At 59.5% G+C, this 19,318-nt stretch carries 24 protein-coding genes; 13 read left to right on the top strand and 11 right to left on the bottom strand.

The window, feature by feature from the left end; all coding sequences use genetic code 11:
• Positions 1 to 24: 24 nt before the first annotated feature.
• From AC13QY_RS06415 to AC13QY_RS06400, 4 genes are read right to left on the bottom strand one after another with little or no spacing between them, the layout of a single operon-like run.
• Positions 25 to 843: an amino acid ABC transporter substrate-binding protein gene (locus tag AC13QY_RS06415; protein ID WP_113331711.1), complete on the bottom strand. Its 819-nt coding sequence runs from the start codon at positions 841 to 843 to the stop codon at positions 25 to 27.
• 14 nt (positions 844 to 857) lie between these two features.
• On the bottom strand, positions 858 to 1,598 hold the full coding sequence (locus AC13QY_RS06410) for an amino acid ABC transporter ATP-binding protein (RefSeq protein WP_069614054.1): 741 nt from the start codon (positions 1,596 to 1,598) through the stop codon (positions 858 to 860).
• Between the two features lie 8 nt (positions 1,599 to 1,606).
• Positions 1,607 to 3,082, bottom strand: coding sequence for an NAD(P)-binding domain-containing protein (locus AC13QY_RS06405; RefSeq protein ID WP_488492955.1), 1,476 nt, complete (start codon positions 3,080 to 3,082; stop codon positions 1,607 to 1,609).
• Complete coding sequence (locus tag AC13QY_RS06400) at positions 3,079 to 4,077, bottom strand: LysR family transcriptional regulator (protein ID WP_488492954.1); 999 nt, start codon at positions 4,075 to 4,077, stop codon at positions 3,079 to 3,081. The genes AC13QY_RS06405 and AC13QY_RS06400 overlap by 4 nt, the downstream gene beginning before the upstream one ends.
• Positions 4,078 to 4,239: 162 nt before the next feature.
• Here AC13QY_RS06400 and AC13QY_RS06395 point away from each other — a divergent pair, with 162 nt between their 5' ends.
• Together AC13QY_RS06395 and AC13QY_RS06390 are read left to right on the top strand one after the other, a co-directional pair.
• Positions 4,240 to 4,722: a CMD domain-containing protein gene (locus AC13QY_RS06395; protein WP_488492953.1), complete on the top strand. Its 483-nt coding sequence runs from the start codon at positions 4,240 to 4,242 to the stop codon at positions 4,720 to 4,722.
• Positions 4,719 to 5,294, top strand: coding sequence for a peroxidase-related enzyme (locus AC13QY_RS06390; RefSeq protein ID WP_113331706.1), 576 nt, complete (start codon positions 4,719 to 4,721; stop codon positions 5,292 to 5,294). The genes AC13QY_RS06395 and AC13QY_RS06390 overlap by 4 nt, the downstream gene beginning before the upstream one ends.
• Positions 5,295 to 5,719: 425 nt before the next feature.
• Here AC13QY_RS06390 and AC13QY_RS06385 read toward each other — a convergent pair whose 3' ends face one another.
• Positions 5,720 to 6,988 (bottom strand): D-tagatose-bisphosphate aldolase, class II, non-catalytic subunit, encoded by a 1,269-nt coding sequence (locus tag AC13QY_RS06385; RefSeq protein WP_488492952.1) that lies wholly within the window; start codon positions 6,986 to 6,988, stop codon positions 5,720 to 5,722.
• A 431-nt stretch (positions 6,989 to 7,419) separates the two neighbouring features.
• On the opposite strand from AC13QY_RS06385, the gene AC13QY_RS06380 reads away from it, so the two are divergent.
• A complete protein-coding gene (locus AC13QY_RS06380) occupies positions 7,420 to 8,034 on the top strand; it encodes an outer membrane protein (protein ID WP_183809962.1) in 615 nt (204 codons plus the stop codon).
• A gap of 207 nt (positions 8,035 to 8,241) precedes the next feature.
• On the opposite strand, the gene AC13QY_RS06375 is transcribed toward AC13QY_RS06380, so the two are convergent.
• On the bottom strand, positions 8,242 to 8,535 hold the full coding sequence (locus AC13QY_RS06375) for a substrate-binding domain-containing protein (protein ID WP_488492951.1): 294 nt from the start codon (positions 8,533 to 8,535) through the stop codon (positions 8,242 to 8,244).
• Positions 8,536 to 9,005: 470 nt separating this feature from the next.
• On the opposite strand from AC13QY_RS06375, the gene AC13QY_RS06370 reads away from it, so the two are divergent.
• The 7 genes from AC13QY_RS06370 to rpsU all read left to right on the top strand — a co-directional run bounded on the left by AC13QY_RS06370 (position 9,006) and on the right by rpsU (position 12,147).
• Positions 9,006 to 9,443, top strand: coding sequence for a curlin (locus AC13QY_RS06370; RefSeq protein ID WP_488492950.1), 438 nt, complete (start codon positions 9,006 to 9,008; stop codon positions 9,441 to 9,443).
• Between the two features lie 64 nt (positions 9,444 to 9,507).
• Entirely contained in the window at positions 9,508 to 9,906 is a 399-nt protein-coding gene (gene csgH / locus AC13QY_RS06365) for a curli-like amyloid fiber formation chaperone CsgH (protein WP_113331696.1), read from the top strand.
• Positions 9,907 to 10,141: 235 nt separating this feature from the next.
• Positions 10,142 to 10,555 carry a curlin gene (locus AC13QY_RS06360; RefSeq protein ID WP_162746356.1) on the top strand — a complete coding sequence of 138 codons (414 nt, stop codon included), beginning with the start codon at positions 10,142 to 10,144 and terminating at the stop codon, positions 10,553 to 10,555.
• A gap of 219 nt (positions 10,556 to 10,774) precedes the next feature.
• On the top strand, positions 10,775 to 10,924 hold the full coding sequence (locus AC13QY_RS06355; RefSeq protein WP_095438695.1) for a hypothetical protein: 150 nt from the start codon (positions 10,775 to 10,777) through the stop codon (positions 10,922 to 10,924).
• 82 nt (positions 10,925 to 11,006) lie between these two features.
• Positions 11,007 to 11,504 carry a BON domain-containing protein gene (locus AC13QY_RS06350; RefSeq protein ID WP_488492949.1) on the top strand — a complete coding sequence of 166 codons (498 nt, stop codon included), beginning with the start codon at positions 11,007 to 11,009 and terminating at the stop codon, positions 11,502 to 11,504.
• 247 nt (positions 11,505 to 11,751) lie between these two features.
• On the top strand, positions 11,752 to 11,907 hold the full coding sequence (locus AC13QY_RS06345; protein ID WP_176728033.1) for a hypothetical protein: 156 nt from the start codon (positions 11,752 to 11,754) through the stop codon (positions 11,905 to 11,907).
• A 36-nt stretch (positions 11,908 to 11,943) separates the two neighbouring features.
• The gene (gene rpsU, locus AC13QY_RS06340; protein ID WP_095438691.1) at positions 11,944 to 12,147 is read left to right on the top strand and encodes a 30S ribosomal protein S21; all 204 of its coding nucleotides are present in this window, start codon (positions 11,944 to 11,946) and stop codon (positions 12,145 to 12,147) included.
• Positions 12,148 to 12,330: 183 nt separating this feature from the next.
• Here rpsU and AC13QY_RS06335 read toward each other — a convergent pair whose 3' ends face one another.
• The 5 genes from AC13QY_RS06335 to AC13QY_RS06315 form a co-directional block, all read right to left on the bottom strand.
• Positions 12,331 to 13,674 (bottom strand): PQQ-dependent sugar dehydrogenase, encoded by a 1,344-nt coding sequence (locus AC13QY_RS06335; protein ID WP_488492948.1) that lies wholly within the window; start codon positions 13,672 to 13,674, stop codon positions 12,331 to 12,333.
• Complete coding sequence (locus tag AC13QY_RS06330) at positions 13,671 to 14,120, bottom strand: DUF2231 domain-containing protein (protein WP_113353447.1); 450 nt, start codon at positions 14,118 to 14,120, stop codon at positions 13,671 to 13,673. The genes AC13QY_RS06335 and AC13QY_RS06330 overlap by 4 nt, the downstream gene beginning before the upstream one ends.
• A 130-nt stretch (positions 14,121 to 14,250) precedes the next feature.
• Positions 14,251 to 14,457, bottom strand: a complete 207-nt coding sequence (locus AC13QY_RS06325) for a hypothetical protein (protein ID WP_113353448.1) — start codon at positions 14,455 to 14,457, stop codon at positions 14,251 to 14,253.
• A 10-nt stretch (positions 14,458 to 14,467) separates the two neighbouring features.
• Entirely contained in the window at positions 14,468 to 14,650 is a 183-nt protein-coding gene (locus tag AC13QY_RS06320) for a hypothetical protein (protein WP_083258237.1), read from the bottom strand.
• Between the two features lie 191 nt (positions 14,651 to 14,841).
• Positions 14,842 to 15,696: an SDR family oxidoreductase gene (locus tag AC13QY_RS06315; protein WP_488492947.1), complete on the bottom strand. Its 855-nt coding sequence runs from the start codon at positions 15,694 to 15,696 to the stop codon at positions 14,842 to 14,844.
• A 176-nt stretch (positions 15,697 to 15,872) separates the two neighbouring features.
• Between AC13QY_RS06315 and budC the strand changes: the two genes are divergently transcribed.
• From budC to AC13QY_RS06300, 3 genes are all read left to right on the top strand, one after another.
• Positions 15,873 to 16,637, top strand: a complete 765-nt coding sequence (gene budC / locus AC13QY_RS06310; protein WP_488492946.1) for a meso-2,3-butanediol dehydrogenase — start codon at positions 15,873 to 15,875, stop codon at positions 16,635 to 16,637.
• Between the two features lie 16 nt (positions 16,638 to 16,653).
• Entirely contained in the window at positions 16,654 to 17,091 is a 438-nt protein-coding gene (locus AC13QY_RS06305; RefSeq protein ID WP_488492945.1) for a PPC domain-containing DNA-binding protein, read from the top strand.
• An 88-nt stretch (positions 17,092 to 17,179) separates the two neighbouring features.
• The gene (locus AC13QY_RS06300; protein ID WP_488492944.1) at positions 17,180 to 19,273 is read left to right on the top strand and encodes a catalase; all 2,094 of its coding nucleotides are present in this window, start codon (positions 17,180 to 17,182) and stop codon (positions 19,271 to 19,273) included.
• The last annotated feature ends 45 nt before the right edge of the window (positions 19,274 to 19,318 follow it).

Genomic DNA, 19,318 nt, shown 5'->3' with positions numbered 1-19,318 from the left:
GACCACCGGGGTCGGAGGGCGGCATTACTTCATATACGTGGTGATGTCTTCGCCGAACCACTTCTGCGAGAGCTTGGCAAGCGTGCCGTCGGCCTTGAGCTCCTTCAGAGCCTTGTCGATGCCATCGGAGAGGGCCTTGTTCTCCTCGGAGCGATGGATCAGCACGAAGGTCTGATTGATGGCGACCGGCTCGCTCGTCTTGATGTCGAGCTTCTGCTGGTCGATCACGGTCTGCTCGCCAAGGTTGGATGGCAGCACGAGCGCATCGTATTTGCCGTTCTGCACTTCCTTCAGCCGGTCCGGATAGGGAACGCCGGCGCTCGAGGCGGTGATCTCGATCTTGTAAGCCGGGTTTTGCTCCTGCCATGCCGTGGCGAACTTGTAGATGCCGCCGCCTGCGGTGACGGGCACGATCTTCTTGCCGACCAGATCCTTCATCTCGTTGATGCCGCTATCCTTGCGGCTATAGATCTTGATCAAGCTCGCACCGATCGGGGCCTCAGGAATGAGGAACTGCTTTTCACGGGCGGGCGCGCGGTAATAGCCGCCCGTCGCGATGTCGTACTTGCCGGTGGCAAGGCCGGTTTCCTGGGCGATATCGGCCGCACCTTCCATGACGAACTTGTACTGGGGCAGCTTCGCGTTGATCGCCCTCAGCACGTCGGGTTCGTAACCCTGCGGCTCGACGCCGATCGCGCCCCAGGAGAGCGGCTTCGATTCGGCCGCGGTGGCGATCTTGATCGTGCGGACGTCCTCGGCGAACGAGGCGGTTGCGAAGGCGATCGCGACGCCTGCTACGGCGAGACCGAGGCCACGGCGCGAGATTGAACTCATGGAAGTCATTTCAGGCATCCTTTCTACTGGATCGCGCGTTCGGAATTGAGAAACTGAGCGAGGCGCGGGTTGGAGGGTGTATCGAAGATTTCGGCCGGAGTGCCGTCCGCGGCGACGACGCCCCGGTCCATGAAGACGATGCGGTTCGAGATGTTCTTGGCGAACTGCATCTCATGGGTAACGAGGAGCGATGTGATGCCCGAGGACGTCACATCCTTGATCACCTTCAGGACCTCGTTCACCAGTTCGGGGTCAAGCGATGATGTCGGCTCGTCGAACAGCATCACGTCCGGCTTGACCGCCAAGGCGCGGGCGATGCCGGTCCGCTGGAGCTGACCACCGGAGAGCTGGGAGGGATAGTTGTCGAGCTTGTCGGCAAGTCCGACGCGCTCGAGTTCCCGCAGGGCAATCGCGCGGGCCTCTTCCTTCGGCTTGCGCTGAACGACCACCAGCGGGTCCATGACGTTCTGGATGACGGTCATGTTCTTGAAGACGTTGAACTGCTGGAAAACCATCGCCGTGCGAAGACGGATCGCCTGCACCGCGGCCTTGTCGGGGCGAGCGTAATCCATGCGGATGCCATCCAACGCGATCGAGCCGGAGGACGGCTTGGTCAGATGGTTGATGCACTTGAGAAGCGTCGTCTTGCCGGTGCCGCTCGGGCCGATGATCGACACCACGTCGCCCCGCTTCACCGACAGGTCCACACCATTTAGAATTTGCGTGCTTCCGTAAGACAGCTTTAGGTTCTTGATCTCAAGCATTGCGGGTTTCAGGTCCTTTCGGAAGAAAGTTCGGAAGGCTCCTTGGTATCGTCATCCGCCCACTCGTCACCGAGGAGTTCCGGCGTGTCGAAAGCCTGGAGGTTTTCAAAGTGTTTCTCGCGGTCGGCGACAAAGAGGGCGCGGACAATGCCGCGCGCCAGGCGATCGGCACCTTCGCTGATCGCGGGGATGTCGCCGGTGAGCTTGCCGTGACTGAGTGTCGCCGGAAAATTGAAGCAGTGAATCCTTGCCAGCGTCGGGCACGAGCCCGGCTCCCTTTCGAGGAATTCGAACGCCTCTCCGAGATCGGGGGATTCCTCGAGTTCGGCGTTGGGCATCTCCGTCGGCACCGGGAAGCGATCGCGCCACAAGCGTATATGTGGGCCGAAGGCGGCAAGCTCCGGTCGATTGCTCAGGTCGATCTTGAAGCCCGTTCCAAAGATCAGAAAGTCGACGGGATAGCTGGCCCTCGGCGTCGTCACGATGACGTGGTCGCCTTCTTGCTCCAGCCTGCTGATCGGGCTCTCAAGATGGAGATGGGCTTGCGGGAAGGAACTGACGCGCAAGACGCTCGGCCGCGGCGGCGGCGTCTGCTGGGCCATGGCATAATTGAGGAAGCGCCACTTCCACTCATCGGGAAGGCCGGCGAATCCGTGCACCACGCCCTGGCTGCCGATGCCCGTGAACTTGTTGATCCGCGGCAGCTCCCTGCGGCGCACGAACATGTCGAGGCGCGCCGCACCGGCTTCGAGAGCGGTCGCGGCATTGTCCATCGCCGAGGCGCCGGCACCGATCACGCCTATCCGCTTGCCGCGCAGCATCGCGAAATCGATGTCGTCAGCGGTATGCGCCCAGAACTTGCCACCGATGCTTTTCGCGATATCTGGCACGAACGGGCCGCCCAGACCATCGCGGCCGGTCGCCAACACCGCATGACGCGCAATGATCGTCTCCTTGAGGCCTTCCTCGATGCAGACAAGATCAAGCATTCCGTCCTCGCGTGGGAGGATCGCATCGACTGTCACGCCGTTGCGGACGGGAAGCTCGAGCACCTTGCGGTACCAGATCAGATATTCCATCCACGTCTCACGCGGCGCGCGGTCGAGCACGACCCACGCCTCCCGGCCGAAGCGCGCTTCGTAGTAGGCGCGAAACGTCAGGGCGGGCAGCCCCATCGCCGGACCGGTGAGCTGCTTGGGAGAGCGTAGCGTTCGCATTCGGGCGAAGGTGACCCAGGGCCCCTCGCGACCCGCGGGTGCCTTGTCGAGCACGACATGGTTGGCGACGCCCAGCCTCTTCAGCATCGCGGAGGCGACGAGCCCGGCCATGCCCGCGCCAATGATGACGACATCGACGACAGGCTGACCGTCGATCATGCGCGGCGGCACCCAGGATTTGGCCGGCAGTTCCAGCCAGGCGAGATCCTGCCGCAGCCGCGCCTCAAGAGCATCGAGACCGTCCGGCAAGATGGAAAGGTCGCTCATATCGACGCTCCCTCAGGTCTCGCGGTTTGCCCGTAAATGGTATCGGCCAGCGCTTCCGCGCCGCTCGAGTCGAATAGGCGGCAGCCTGGCATCGTTAAAGCCACCGCGCGCGCCGCCTCGATCACTGCCGTGATCGTCGATGTGAGCGGCAGCGCGGCGGGCGATATCGCACCGAAGAGAAAGGGGATGGTGTGATCGAGCACGCGCATCACGACACCGTCAAGCGGCACGCCGACGACGGTCGCCGGCTCGACGATGCCAATCCCTAGTCCTGCCCGAACCAACGACAGCGCCGTCAGTGAAGCATTGACGTCGATAATCCGGTCCGGCGAGACCCCCGCCCGTTCCAGTGCCTCATCGACTCGATGCCGCAAGCGATATGGATTTGCCAGGGTGATGATGCGGCGATCGGCGAGATCGGCAAGACGCACCACGTCACGGTCGGCGAGCGGATCGTTCGCGGCGATGGCGACGACACATGGCGCCTCCGCGATCCAGTGTATTTCGAGGCCCGGATGTTCGAGCGGCAGGCTTGCGATCCCCAAATCCGCCGAGCGGGCGAGCACTGCCTGGACGACGTTTTCGGCCGCAAGCGCCTGCACATGCAGATGACGCGGGATCAGATCCGGGGCAACGGCCGCGAGTGTCCGCGGCAGAACGCCCGCCGCAAGCGACGGCGTGGCCGCGATCGTCAGCGTGAGTGGTTCATCACGACCGATCGCCTCCGCGCGCTCACGGATATGTGTGAGACTGGCAAGATGGCGCTCGACCTCGGAATGAAACAGCACGCCTCGCGAGGTCGGCGTGATCCGTGGACCGCTTCGATGCAGGAGCGCATAGCCGATATCGGCTTCCAGATCCTGGATGAGCCTGGTGACCGCCGGTTGCGATCGGCCCAGCAAGCGCGCCGCCCCGGTCACGCTACCCGCGGAAATCACCGCCGCGAAGGCTTCAAGTTGACGAATATCGAAAGAGTTAGAATGCATAATTGACATGAAACACCCCTCTTAATGCGAGTAAAGCATAAGAATTCTCACTTGACGATCGGAATTAGATAATTATTTCGCATGAAAGTCGCTTAATCATTATCGTTTGACATAATGATGTGTCACGCCTACCTAGATGCTGCCCCCAAAGACGCACCCGAGGAGCCTGTTTTGACACTCATCGAAACCCTAGTCTCCGTGAAGCCTGGCTCCGCGCTCGCCGAAGCCATGGAAAAGCGCGCTGAGATCCTGCGCCTGAGCGAGGCAGCCCATGACGCGGTGCTGCTGCCACGCGATCCCGGCGGTCTGTCCCATGGACTTCGGGCGGCGCTTGCCGCCCGCATGGCCCGGCAAAATCACAACGAGGCGCTGGCGCGCCACTATGATGCTCTCGTGGAGCGGGCGGGCGAAACCGCGATTGCCCCGCTCTCCTCACCTGGCACGACCGCGGAGGACCCGCGCATCGCCGAGATCGTTCGTCACGCCGACCGGCTGACCGTCGCACCGAGGGAGGCGAGCCGGGCGGACATAGAGGCATTGCGCGCCAGCGGCGTGGCCGATGCCGACATCGTCCGCCTCTCCGAACTGGCAGCCTTCGTGAACTACCAGGTGCGCGTCATCGCGGGATTGGCATTGATCGGAGCAAGACAATGAGCGAAGTCGTCCATGCCTTCACCACCAAAATTCCGCGCTGGCAGCCCTATGTCGTTCCGGTCGACATCGAGACCGCGACCGAGGAACAGCGCGCTGCCATGCAGGTGACGCCGTCCAACAAGGGGATTTCGCCCTATGTCCTGACGCTCGCGCACGATCCGGAATCGCTGACCGTCCGCTCTCCCCTGTTCAATCTGATCATGTACGGAAAGGACGGGCTTGCTTCGAGCGAGCGCGAACTGGGCGCGACGGCCGCGTCCATCGTCAACCACTGCGTCTACTGCGCCGCGGTTCACGCCTCCCGCTTCATCAGCCAGACCAAAAGAACCGACGTGATCGAAGCAATCTTCACGGACGGCCTGGATGCGGAACTCGACGAGCACCTGCAGGCGATCTTTGATTTTTCCGCACGCCTCTCGCCAACGCCGCCCGAAGCCACGAAAGCCGATGCGCAGGCATTGGCCGATGTGGGCTTGTCTGAATTGGAATCCATCGATCTCGTCTTCTCGTCGGCAATTTTCGGCTGGGCGAACCGCCTGATGCATACGCTCGGCGAGCCGGTGACTGATTAGGTCGGATAGACCGAAATATGGACTATGAGACCCAGGACCGCATCCGCGGCTCTGGTGATCCGCTTGTCATCACCGTCTGCCGATACGGCCGCGGAGGTTGCCGGCAAGGCCTCCCATCATCTGACGAGACCAAGGGCAGCCGCCACGTGCCTCCAGCCGTTGTTTGCTTGCCGGACGATCGTAGATTCGGCGCATGCCCTCATGTGATTGCCCCTCGATCGAATGGACGATGGTGACCTATGGGCAACCTCTTCAGGAAGGCAGGTCACAAGGCAGACATACATTCCCGAGCGACCTGAAGACACAAGGCTGGACGGAGGCGATCCTATAAGCGGGAATGGCAAGAGCCTCGATTACGACGCCTTTCGAGCCTTAGGTGGCAATGATGAACGGAATATGCGGCAGGAGAGCCGTTTTCGGATCGGTCAGCCGGCTTGTCGGCACGCACGGGCGTATGTTTCGAGGACCCCACCGACAAATGTCTTGACGATAATGTCCACGCTGTCCTTTGCGCCGATCCTGTCTGCCATCCGCCCGAGGAACTGGCTTGCGAGCGTCGGCGGGATTTCGCGGCCATGAAGTGTATCGGTCAGCTTTTGAACGGCGCCAACAGCTTCCGGATAACCCCAGTAGTAACGGATGCGGTCACTGTAACTGTAGCGAAGTTGAAGCCGGATAGCCTCTTCGTTGCCATGATAATGTCCCGCCCAGTCGTCCGTATGTTTCAGCATGAGGCGCTCCATGGTGACGGCAAGGTCGCGGTCATAGTCCGGGTCAAGTTCCGTTGCGATCAAGTCGAGCGCGAAGAGGCCTTCTCGCAGCGCGAACGTCAATCCAGGCCCAACCTTCAGAATTGGAAATCCATCGCGTACCAGTGCGGTCAGCGCGCTTTCCGACTGGTAGTCTGTCGAATGCGCTTCGAAAACCAGACCCACTTCATGATCCAGCACGCTGGTTAGTTTCCTAGCGAGCTCAGGTCTGTAGCCAACGACGTTCTCATTGCCGAACTCCACGCCCGGCTGGACGACGAAGGCAATGCATCTGTCGAACGCCTCCGACAACCCTTCCCTCGCGAAAATCTCGCGATGGATCTCGATGGTGGCGGTGGCGGCTTCGGCGCCGGTCGGTTCGACGACGTCGAGCGCGTGGTCCGCGCCTCCCGGCACCGGGACTTCCGTCCCCAGCACGTAGAGCGGCTTGGCGCCCACTTCCCTCGCAACCTGTTCGGCAACTTTTGCCAGTCTCGCCGCCCTTTGAGCCACGATGCCATCGTCGAGGGCGGATGGGTCATCGGCGCATGCCATGGATGCATCGAGGTGGATTTTCGTGAAGCCCGCTCTCACATACTCAGCAACCATGACCTCGGCCTTGGCCATTGCCGCGGAGGAGGTCTCCCGCCGCCAAGGATTGGGTCCGAGATGGTCGCCACCGAGGATGATGTCGGAAATCGTTACCCCGTTGGCCTCGGCGAGCGCGAGAACATCTCCGGCAAAATCCGCCGGCGTTTTTCCGGTGTAGCCGCCAAACTGATTAACCTGGTTACAGGTAGCCTCTATCAGGACGGGACCACCCTCCCGCCGAGCCAGCGACATCGTCGCTTCAAGCACGAGCGGGTGCGCCGAGCACACCGATGTAATTCCGACCGGCTTGCCCGCGCGTCGCGCGTCTGCAAGGCTTTTGAGGAAGAGGTTCATGCGGCTCTCCAACCTTATCCGCTTCTGGAATAGCAATGCGGTTCCCATCACATGTACATGCCCGGCGCCTTCGCAATCAAGGTTTCCGCCGGAGGCTCAAGAATTATCAAGCCCGCCGCCGAACGCATGAAGGTTAGAACCGCCGCCAAACGTGTTTCGGGGGCGGCCGAAGAGCGCTGACCGCATGGGCCTGGATGTTTTCCTGCGAAATCTTGCGGCATGGGACGCGGCGGGATGGCCCCGTTTTCAAATCCGACAAGCCGCCGATTTTGCACCTTTTGATACTCCCCAGTGCTTTTTCACCGTCGCAACAAAACCGAACATGAAAGCACACACAGCAATCTTGCGGGACGACATAGTCACCCTATGAGCCGGGCCGATGCGACACGCGAACGCCTTTCCGCTGGTGCAAAACATGAGGCACTGCCATTATGCATATCAAGCTTTTCGTCGTCGGCGCCCTGGCGTCGTTCCTAGCCGTTCCGGCCCTCGCCGCCGACCTCACCTATGAGCGTTCCGCGCCAGCCGCCGAACAGGCTTATTCGGCCTATGACTGGTCCGGCTTCTATCTCGGCGGACAGGGCGGCTATGTCTGGAACAAAGGGACCGTTCTGGGCACCGACCGCAATCTCGACGGCGGCACGGCTGGCGTTCATGCCGGATATAATTTCCAATCCGGCAATATCGTCTACGGTATCGAAAACGACTTCAACTACAATTTCAAGGACAAGAAGGAAGCGGATCTCGAATGGGATGCGTCGGGCCGCGCTCGCGTCGGTTACGCCCTGGACCGGACGCTGCTCTTCGCGACAGCCGGTCTCGCTGCCGCTGGCGGCAAGGTTGATGTCCCCGGCGTTGGGAAAAAAGACGATATCCTGATCGGCTGGACGGCAGGCGGCGGCATCGAGCACGCCTTCACGGATAATGTCATCATTCGCGGCGAATACCGCTATTCCGATTTTGGAAACAAGGATTTCGGGTCGGCGATCGGGGAGTTCGGCGCCACTCAGAACAAGGTGCTTGTTGGCGCGAGCTATAAGTTCTGAAAGAACGAACAGCAAGCCGCGCTGGCCAAAGCCAGCAGACAAACCGGCAATCGGGCGGAGGAAAAAATCCTCGGCCCAATTGCCGGCACCGGCATGTTTCCCGTCTGCCTTTGCAAATAGCGGTTAGCTATCCGGCTGTCCCCATGCCGAGCAGGGGCGGCGGACACGGCCGGGTGCGTCTTACTACCTTTTCGTCCGGATCGCGCGTCAAGTGCTGCCGCGCAATTCCACGCGGGGTTCGATCAGCAGATGTCTGGCCTCGTGCCGGCCATCGATCCTCCCGAGCAGCACCTCCACAGCCGTCCGCCCGAGCTGCATCTGGTTTTGATCGACGCTCGTCAGGCCGACGAGCGGCATGGCGGCCATCGGAGAGTTGTCGTAGCCGATGATCGCAAGATCTTCAGGAACCCGAATAGCGCTTGTCCGCGCTGCATTGATCAAGGGGACGGCATCGAGATAGGGCGCCATATCGAGCGGCTCGGCGCCGACACGGTCGTTCATCTTGATGTTCCCGAACTGATATCACTTGTCGCACGCACCGACGGCGATCGACCGATCCAGATCGGCGAGGCTTTGTTCGCCACGCCCTTGACCGGGAAGGAACACAGATTTTCATAGCAGCGGGCCACATTGATCTTGATCCAAGGGAGGCGGGCCGCAGGGCTTCGCATGCACCAAGCCGTTGCATTGTTTTTTTAAGGCGACGAGCAGAAGCTCTTTACCTGCGATGTTTCCGACCTTCAGAGCAGACAATCGCCGGCCTATATCCATTTTCATCGTGCGGGTAGCTGCCAGCTCGCTACAAACCAATGAGCCACCATGACATTTCCTCGGAACGCTAATTGCGAGGGGCTGGCACCGATCTCCGCGAATGAACCCGGGCTGAATGGTGCTTTCAGCTTCTGTTCCGAAGGCGGCGTCTAAAAGAAAGACGTTCAACCGCGGTCTTATCCGCCTGAGGAGACACAGTCATGATCCGCACGTCTTTCATTGCAACCGCACTCGTCGCTCTCGTCGGCATCACCGCCGCGGCCCCCGCCATGGCCAACGATGTGCGTATCGAACAATATGGCTGGTCGAACTCCGCCGGCGGCGCTCAGGAAGGGTATGCAAACCGCATCAGAACCTACCAGAACGGCGGCTACAACCGGATCATCGGCCATCAATATGGTCGCCACAACCTTTCGGCTGTCGGTCAGGAAGGCAATGACAATTACGGCGCCACCTATCAGAACGGTGACCGCAACATAGCCGGCATCGGCCAATTTGGCTCCAACCACACGACCATCCTTACCCAGGACGGCAATGGCAACATCGCGGCTGGCGTCCAGGTCGGCCATGGCTGCAGCGCCAATGTCAGCCAGGGCGGCAACGGCAATGTCGCGGCCTTCGTCCAGGCCTGCCCTTAAGCGACCGCGCGATGACGTGAAAGAAGTCACAAACGCGACAGCAGACCATTTGGGGAGATGACCCATGCCAAATAGCATCAAGCATCCACGCCGTCTGATGACGATCCTCGCGCTGGTCCTGCTTCCCGTCGGTGCCGTTGCGGCCATGACGACTGCCAACCAATCTGACGATGCGGGGCTTTGCGAAATCAAAGCAACGCCTGGAGCAGGTATGGTGAGACTGGATGCGCTCGTCCACGCCGACACGCATGTCGGCGGGACTTACACGTTTCGCGTCGAAAAATCGGGAGACGGTGGAAGTTCCACCATCAACCAGAGTGGCGATTTTGATGCCACGGCGGGGCATGCGGCAATCCTCAGCTCCGTCTCGCTCGGCTCCAAAGGAACCGCGTACAAGGCAACGCTGGATATTGTGATCGGAGATAAGAGTTTCAGCTGCACGAAGCAGGTCGGCGACAACTAATCGGCCTCCAAACTCTGCAAATCCCTTTAAAAGGGCGCCGGCTCCTGGCGCCCTTTTGCTTTCGATCAGGTTTAGCGCGGTTCAGTTTTTCATGAGCCTCTGAACCGCTCTGTCTCTTTGGTTTCACGCAATTCCAGACGACTGAACCGCAACTGAACGGGCAGTTCCGACTGGGTTCAGCTTAAAGGTGCGAAAGTTGATCATCGGCTAAGGCAGCCGGCCAATGGAGATCAGGATGACCCGCAGCGTGTTTAAAATCCTTACCATCACTCTTCTTGCCGGGAGCCTGGGACAGGTCGCCTTGTCCGCGCCAGCCTATGCCGGCGGCCGGATCTCGTTCAACCTTGTGCCTGATAATGCCGAGGATGCGGACCTTTTCTCGACCGGACTGCGCGTCTATTCGCTGTACCGCGGCCTGAAAGACGCCGACATCCGGCAGCTGGGCCGGGGTAACGCGGCTGGCATTGCCCAGGCCGGCCGAGGCAATCTCGGCTTCATCCAGCAGCAGGGCAATGGTCATTCCGCAACCTTGCGGCAGAACGGCAACAACAATGCCTATGGCATTTTCCAGTACGGACGAAATACTGAAACCGATGTGGTGCAGGATGGGGATAATGGCAGTGGCGCTACCTTCAGCTACGGCTGGTAGACAGTTCACGGCAGTCCCGGAGGCGATGCCGGGCAAAAGATCTTCGCTTATTTTGGCGGAGAGAGAAAGCGCCGGCGAACGGCGCGCGGAATGATTTCTTCCTTGATACAGACGAAGGAAAAACCGTTCTTTCCCTTCGGCTGGGCTTTATCGCGGTTTGGTACGATCGGAACCAGGGCTGCCGACGGGGGTTATATCCATAGCAAAGGAGAAACCGTCATGATCCGCAAACTGAAATCCGGTGAATATCGTCTCTACTCACGCAAGCTCGATCCGAAGACACACAAGCGCAAGAATCTCGGGACGTTCAAGACCCGCGAGGCGGCCGAAAAGCACGAGCGCGAGGTGCAATATTTCAAGCACCACTAACAGATCGGCGGAGCCGGATGGGCGTCCGAGAAGCAAATCGGAGCTTAGCGTGTTTCTTGAGCTGAAGGGAAGGAGATTGGCTATGACACAGTTTCGAAAGAAGAAATCGCTGTCGCGAGAAGAAGATTATCGCGACTATCAAGATCGCGATGCCCGCGAAGGCTGGCCATATTCCGACGAAAGCGCGTTAGGTTCGACCGAACCGGAAAATCGAGAATATGGCACCACTCCAGCGAACTTTGACGAAGATACCCCCTCTGGCCTGATTGGAGATAACGCGGACACGAACGGGCTTGAGGAAGACACGACCCACACGATTGGGCCATTGCCATCCAGCCGTATCGATAACGATGAACTGGAAGCGGCGATTACCGAACGGTTCATCGAAAGCAAGGAAATCGATGCGGACAGCATCGAGGTTCATGCCGATGACGGTATCGTAACATTGGAAGGCAGTGTCGAAACGCAGGCGGCTGCCGAACAGGCGGAAGCGCTTGGGCTGTCTACGCCCGGTGTCATCAAGGTTCGCAACAATCTGAAAACGATCGGTGTCGATTCCCATATTCCCCCCGATGTGTGATACGCGGGCTCCACATGCCCTAGACGTTGGGAAGATGTTGCCCCCTTGCAACATCGGAATTCGATACCCATTTATTGGCTTGAGATATGCGGTTCCGCTCGCCCGTTGCATTGCAATGGCTGGTCCAGGCCTTAATCGCCCGACCCATCATGCGGTCCGTTCCTTGCCCTCCGTCCGATGACGTGACGGGCGCTTCCATCATCCATTGACATGAGCGCTGGCTTAGTGGCCGGCGCAGGAGATTTTATTGAAAAAATCAAACGCAATCGACGCGCTCGCGGCGGTGAAGCCGCGCGGATGCGATCAACCCATCAACCAGCTCCCCGACAAAAACTGGAAACCCTATCCCTGTTTGCTCACCCGCGAGGAGCTTCAGAAGCTGATAGCCGAGCAACTCGGCTGACGGCCGCCATTCATCACCAATAGTGAGGAGAACAAAATGCAGGTCCTGGTAAGAGACAACAATATCGAACAAGCAATCCGAGTTCTGAAACGAAAGATGCAGCGCGAAGGCTTATTCCGGGAAATGAAGGAGCGACGAGCCTACGAAAAACCATCCCAACGGCGTATTCGGGAAAAAGCGCAGGCCATCAGCAGACATCGCAAAGCCATGCGCAAAAGAATGAAGCGCGATGGCGGCTGATTAGGTCAGCCAGATCCGACATGAAATCGGATGAACACATCATAATGCATGCAAGTTGATTTCGTTCAGGGCGGCTTTGCCATGATGACCGCGACTATGCTGGCGCTTCAAGGCGCCTTTCGATCCGCCGGCATGCCACGAAACGCGGGCCAAGCACCGCTTTTTCGACAGCATCGGTAAAGGTTACGGCGCTGCCGAGCTAACGCGCCAAACCGTATTGCCGACGTCATCGGCGATTAGCAAGGCGCCAGGCTTGTCGACCGCCAACCCTACCGGCCGGCCCCTCGCCTCGTTGTCGCCATTCAAGAAGCCGGTCACGACGTCTTGCGGAAGGCCTTTTGGCCGACCGTCCGCGAATGGGACGAAGACCACCTTGTAGCCGTTGAATTGGTGTCGATTCCAACTCCCGTGCTCGCCGACGAAGGCACCGCCGCGATACGCTTCCGGCAAACTGGTACCGGTATAGAAGACCATCCCAAGGGGCGCCACGTGCGAACTCAGCGCGTAATCCGGAACGATTGCCTTCGCCACAAGGTCTGGTCTTTGCGGCATGACCCTGGGATCGATGTTCTTGCCAAAATAGCTGTACGGCCAACCATAGAAGCCGCCCTCCTTCACCGAAGTCATGTAGTCCGGCACGAGATTGGGTCCCAGTTCGTCGCGCTCGTTGACGACTGCCCAGAGGGCGTGCGTTTGCGGTTCCCAGGAAAGACCATTCGGATTTCTCAACCCATCCGCGAAGATGCGATGGCGCCCCGTTCCCCTGTCGACCTCCCAGATGGAGGCGCGGTCCATTTCAGCCTGTATGCCGTTTTCCGTGATATTGCTGTTCGAGCCGACACCGACATAAAGCAGCGTCCCATCGGGGCTCGCCACAAGGCTCTTGGTCCAATGGTGATCGATGGGTCCGCCGGGCAAATCGGTAAGTTTCGTTCCCGGATCGGGGATGCTCGTCTCTCCCGTCTTGTATGGATAACGCATGATCTTGTCCGTCTCCGCGACATACAGGTCGCTACCGACAAGAGCGACACCGAAAGGGGAGGCGAGATGATCGAGAAAAACGCTCTTCGTTTCCGCAACCCCATCCCCATCGGCGTCACGCAGCAAGGTTATACGGTTGCTTCCTTCATTGCTGCCGGCGGATGTCGCCATCGACTCGATCCAGCCCATGATCAAGTCCTTGGGACGCTTGATCGATGCCGCGGGCGGCGCGACGGATTCCACGGCAAGAACATCGCCATTCGGCAGCACGTAAACCGAACGCGGGTGCTTCAGTCCTGTCGCGAACGCCTTTATCTGCAACCCTTCCGCAACCTTCGGCTTGTCACCGTTTTGCCAGCCGATCACCTTCGCGACATGCATTGGTGGGATGAGATATTGTGTCTGGGCCGGCAATGTCGGATTTGGTCCGACCTGATCCTTCGGATCCTCTTCGTTCTGACCGCAGCCAGACAGGATAAGGATCGTGCCGCAGATAAGCGCGGCAAAGGGGGATGGCGCGGTCAATTTACCTACACCGATCTTCATCTCTCGGCTCCCGGATCTCTGCGGAAAATCAATACCCGCCTTATCCAGCCGCTCAAAAGGACGAGAACGACCACCACGGATGAAAGAATAAGCCCGGTCGGAACGACGGAAGTCCATGCATCCCGGCTATGCACGAGCGCGTTAAAGAAGGACAAGACGAGGATAAGAACGCCGCAGATCGAATAAAGCCAGACTGGTCCGCGCATCAAGGAAAGGCGCCTGCCGAGTGCATCAATTATCATGGCAATTATAGCAAGCAAGCCGAACAGCAAGCCAACCGCGAGCAGCCACGCGGAAGCATCCGCCCACATCATTTCGGCGGTTCCCCAATAGGCCAGGTCCGTTGCCAATGTGCCAAGGAAGCAAACCATCGGGATCGGAATGAGGAGCGAGTGAAGGGGGCGGGGCGGAAGAGGGTGTGCAGCGCGAAGGTCCTGTGCGACCATATCGGTGTCTCCAATATTCCTGAGAGCACCCAAACATTTATCGACTTGCTTTGTTCCAGGCGAACAATTGGGGTCTTATGGACTGCATCGGGCCTTCCGCTCGGCTTCTCGACACGAGCGGAATTCGGCCTCAGCTTGCGGAGTGGCCACCTTTCCGGCTGGGATCGTGGCCATGATGGCGATCTCGTTCGCCGCCGCCGCCGGAAACCTTGCTGCGGTCCCGCTTATCGGGCTCGGCCGGCGGCTTTGGAATGTTCAAGGGCGCCTTGGCATTTTCATGGGATGCTCCCGGGCCGCCTTGGCGAATACTGGCCGGTGTTTTCGTCGACGTGGACATTGACACCTCTCTATCGATCCTGTTGATGCCCCTGGTGACTGGTATTGATCCGGCTGTTTCCCTGCTGACCCTTCTTGTCGGGATCGACCGTCATGTCAGGCTTATGGGGGTCGGATATCGATGGCTTGGCGTGGTCACCCACACCTTTATCGCTTCGATTTTCCTCGGGAACCGGTGGTGGTCTGCTGTTCATCATCTCCTCCTGTCATTGCCTTGCCAGAAGCTTTGGACGATTTATCTTGGCCGTCTTTGCTGCATTCGTTGTCATGGCCAAACCAACTCCAGCCCGGAATGTTCCGAGAATGAGCGCCGTTCGCGGACATAAGCACATGATTTCGATCTGAGGAGCGCGGCACAGCTCCGTGTCGCGCAGATGCACCGAACTCAAAGGAGAGGCTTGCCCCCAGTAACCGCGACGGTCGTGCCGGAAACATAGCTGGAGAGTGGATCGGCAAGCATGACATAGGCCGTTGCCAGTTCAGCCGGCTGACCCGGTCGCTTCATCGGCACTTGCTTTCCGAAACTCTCGACTGCTTCCGACGTCATCGTCGAAGGGATCAATGGCGTCCAAATAGGTCCTGGCGCCACGGCATTGGCGCGAATGCCTTTTTCCGCGAGCAATTGCGCCAGCCCCGCGGTAAAATTCTGGATGGCCCCTTTGGTGGTGGCATAGGCAAGCAATGTGGGGTTTGGAGTGTCCGAGTTGATGGACGCCGTATTGATGATGGCGCTGCCCGGCTTCATGTGTGGTACGGCCGCCTTGGTCAGATAGAACATGGCATGGATATTGACCTTGAAGGTCAATTCCCATTCCTCGTCACTGATATCGCCGATATCTTGAAAGCTCGCCTGATGCGCGGCATTGTTGACAAGAATATCGATCCCTCCCAGTTCGGCGACGGCCTTGTCGATGATATCTCGACAATGTCTAGGATCCTGAATATCGCCGGCCATCAACACCGCCTTGCGGCCGGCCTCCTCGACCCATTTCTTGGTTTCGTGAGCATCGTCGTCTTCGCTCAGATAGGCGATCAAAACATCCGCGCCCTCGCGGGCAAAGGCGATCGCGACGGCGCGGCCAATGCCGCTGTCCCCGCCGGTGATGACAGCCCTTTTGCCGGCAAGCTTTCCTGATCCGTGATAGGTCACCTCTCCATGATCGGGTGCCGGATGCATGTCGGCGGTATAGCCGGGCATGGGCTGTTGCTGCGGCGGAAATGGTGGTCGTGGATGTGTCATGACTTTGCTTCCGGTGATGATTGCGTTGTCATTCCAAACCATTCACCTCGCTTTCGGTTCCATCCATGGCACACTATCCGCCGGGTGCATCGGGGAACATTCAAGTCCGGTCCTGGTTCCTATCGAAAGCTACGTTTCGATAGATCCCGTTTCGCCGATTTTGAAAGGTCAGCCCGATGCATCGCTTCGAAGAAAAGGTCGTCATCGTAACAGGTGCTGCATCGGGAATTGGAGAGGCGACGGCACGGCGCTTTTCCAAGGAAGGCGCCAATGTCGCTCTCGTCGACCGCCGCGAGGATGCGCTGGAAAAAGTCGTCGCGGATTTGCCAGCCGAACGCAGCCTTAAGCAGTTGGTGGATGTATCGGCATCGTCGGCGGTCGCCGCGATGGTAGCGGCGGTGGTGGAACGGTTCGGTCGCCTTGACGTCATCGTCAACAATGCTGGCATTCACGAGGGTGGCGAGCCCGCCGACATTTCCAACGAGCAATGGCGTGATGTCATGGCGACCGATCTGGACGGCGTGTTTTTCGGTTGTCGTGCGGCCATACCGCATCTTGAAAAGACCAAGGGGTCGATCATCAACACTGCCTCCGTCTCCGGCACCGGCGGCGATTGGGGTATGAGCCCCTACAACGCCGCCAAGGGCGCCATCGTCAATCTGACCCGCGCGCTGGCGCTCGATCTCGGCCGAAAGGGAGTTCGCGTCAATTCCGTATGCCCGAGCCTCACGCGCACTGGCATGACGGAGGACATGCTCAAGGATGAAGCCCTCGTTGCCAAGTTCAAGGAACGCATTCCACTTGGTCGTGTCTGCGAGCCGGACGAGGTCGCGGCCGTCATCGCCTTTCTGGCAAGCGACGATGCAAGTTTCGTGACCGGCGCCAACATCGCTGTCGATGGTGGCGTGTCGGCTTCCAACGGCCAGCCGGCACAGGATTGAAAGGGAGACGAGCGCGATGAATTTCAAGAAAGTTGACCTGCAGAACGGCCTCAAGACCTACGTCGTCGTGCTCGATGCGAATGAGGAAGCATTCTCCACGCTCGCCCGCTTCGCCACGGATCAGGACCTGAAGGCGGCTTCGATCACCGCGATAGGCGCGTTTGAACGCGCGACTGTCGGCTGGTTCGATTTTAGCGAGCGAAGCTACCGCAAGATCCCGATTACCGAGCAATGCGAGGTGCTGAGCCTGATCGGCGATATCGCGACAGGCGACGATGGCAAGGCGAGCCTCCATCTTCATGCCGTCCTCGGTCTGAAGGATGGCTCCACGCGCGGCGGCCACTTTCTCGACGGTATCGTGCATCCGACCTTGGAAGCGACCATCGTGGAAACACCGGCGGAATTGCAGCGTCGGCATCAAGAGGATCTCGGCATCGCGCTGATCGAACTTTGAGGTCACCAGCCGCCATCTCCGGCCAATCGGAACATTGCCCGTCGAACAAGGTTCGGTCAGCGGTTCCAACGGCAAAAAAGAGGATATCATGGCGAAGGACACGAGCTTCGAAACATCGCGCGGCGAAGGCGGGGAGACGCACCAGCATATTCCCGAAAGCGGCCCCCATGGCGACGCGGAGTATCTGACCACCAATCAGGGTATCCGGGTGTCGGACAATCAGAACAGCCTGAAGTCCGGGGTCCGTGGCCCGACGCTGCTTGAAGATTTCGTCCTGCGTGAAAAGATCTTCCATTTCGACCATGAGCGCATCCCTGAACGGATCGTGCATGCACGAGGTTCGGCCGCACACGGCTTCTTCGAGCTCTATGAATCGCTGTCCGATGTGACCAGCGCCGATCTGTTTCAGCGCAAGGGTGAAAAGACGCCGGTCTTCGTCCGCTTTTCGACCGTTGCCGGCGGTGCCGGCTCGGTGGATACGCCGCGTGACGTGCGCGGCTTCGCCGTGAAATTCTATACCAAGCAGGGTAATTGGGACCTTGTCGGCAACAACATCCCCGTCTTCTTCATTCAGGATGCGATGAAATTCCCCGATCTTGTGCATGCCGTGAAGATGGAGGCCGACCGCGCGTATCCGCAGGCGGCTACCGCCCATGATACGTTCTGGGACTGGGCGTCGCTGATGCCGGAATCCACGCATATGCTGATGTGGGCGATGTCCGATCGAGCTATTCCGCGCTCGCCGCGCATGATGCAAGGCTTCGGCGTCCACACGTTTCGCTTCGTCAACGATGCCGGTAAATCCACATTCGTGAAATTCCACTGGAAACCGAAGCTCGGCATTCAATCGCTTGTCTGGGACGAGGCATTGAAGCTGCAGGCGGCTGACAATGACTACCATCGCCGCGACCTCTTCGAGGCGATCGCGGCCGGGCATTTTCCGGAATGGGAACTGGGCCTGCAGCTCTTCGACGACGCCTTTGCCGAAAACCTTCCATACGACGTCCTCGATGCCACGAAGATTATCCCGGAAGAGGTACTGCCGGTAAAGATCGTCGGACGGCTGATTCTCGATCGCAATCCGGACAATTTCTTCGCGGAAACCGAGCAAGTGGCGTTCTGCCCGGCAAACATCGTCCCAGGCGTCGATTTCACCAACGATCCCCTGCTGCAGGGCCGGCTCTTCAGCTATCTCGACACGCAGAAGTCCCGCCTTGGAACCGCGAACTTCCATCAACTGCCGATCAATGCGCCCAAATGCCCCGTCATGAACTTCCAGCGCGACGGGCAGATGCAGATGCAAGTGCCGAAGGGCCGCGCGAACTACGAACCGAATAGCCTTGGCGACAACGGCGAAATCGGCGGTCCGCGCGAATGTCCGGTGACGGGCTTCCGCACCTATGAGCATCAAGCCGGGAAGGAAGAGCAGGGCGACAAGCTGCGCGTGCGCGGTGAGCTCTTTGCCGACCATTACAGTCAGGCTCGTCTTTTCTGGAAATCCCAGACACCGTCGGAACAGGCTCACATCGCATCGGCCTTCGTCTTCGAATTGTCGAAGGTTCAGCTTCAGCACGTGCCGCCCCGCATGGTCGGCAACCTCATGAATGTCGATGCGGGGCTTGCCAACAGGGTCGCCGCGGGCCTCGGGCTCGTCAACCCGACCAGGAATTTGCCGGCGCGTGAACCGATCGATCTCGCCCCCTCCCCCGCTCTTTCCATCCATAAGAACATGAAGGAGACGCTCGAAGGGCGGCAGATCGGCATATTGATCGCCGACGGAAGCGACGCCAAGGCGATCTCCGATCTCGTCGGAGCCCTCAACGACGCCAAGGCGAGGCCTTTCATCGTGGCTCCCAAGGTGGGGGAGACGAAGCTTTCCGACGGAAATACGATCCGTGCCGATGGGCAGCTCCTTGGTTCGCCTTCGCAGCTTTTCGATGCCGTTGCCGTCATCCTCGCGAAGGAAGGCGCCGCTGTGCTCCTCAACGAAGGGGCAGCCGTGCAATGGGTGATGGATGCTTTCGGACACCTAAAGGCGATCGGTCATGACGCCGCCGCCAAGGCGCTTCTCGACAAGGCGGGCATTCAACCCGACGCCGGTGTCGTGGATCTCGCCTCCTTCCTGAGTGCCGCGCCCAAGCGCTATTGGGACCGCGAGCCCCGTGTCCGCATGCTCGCCTGAGGGGCAAGCTCCCTTCACGTCGCTGCCTGCCTCCGTTGGCGATCA

It is taken from the genome of Martinezella sp. CNPSo 3795, from assembly GCF_057784475.1.
This window is presented reverse-complemented; position numbering and strand designations above follow the sequence as displayed.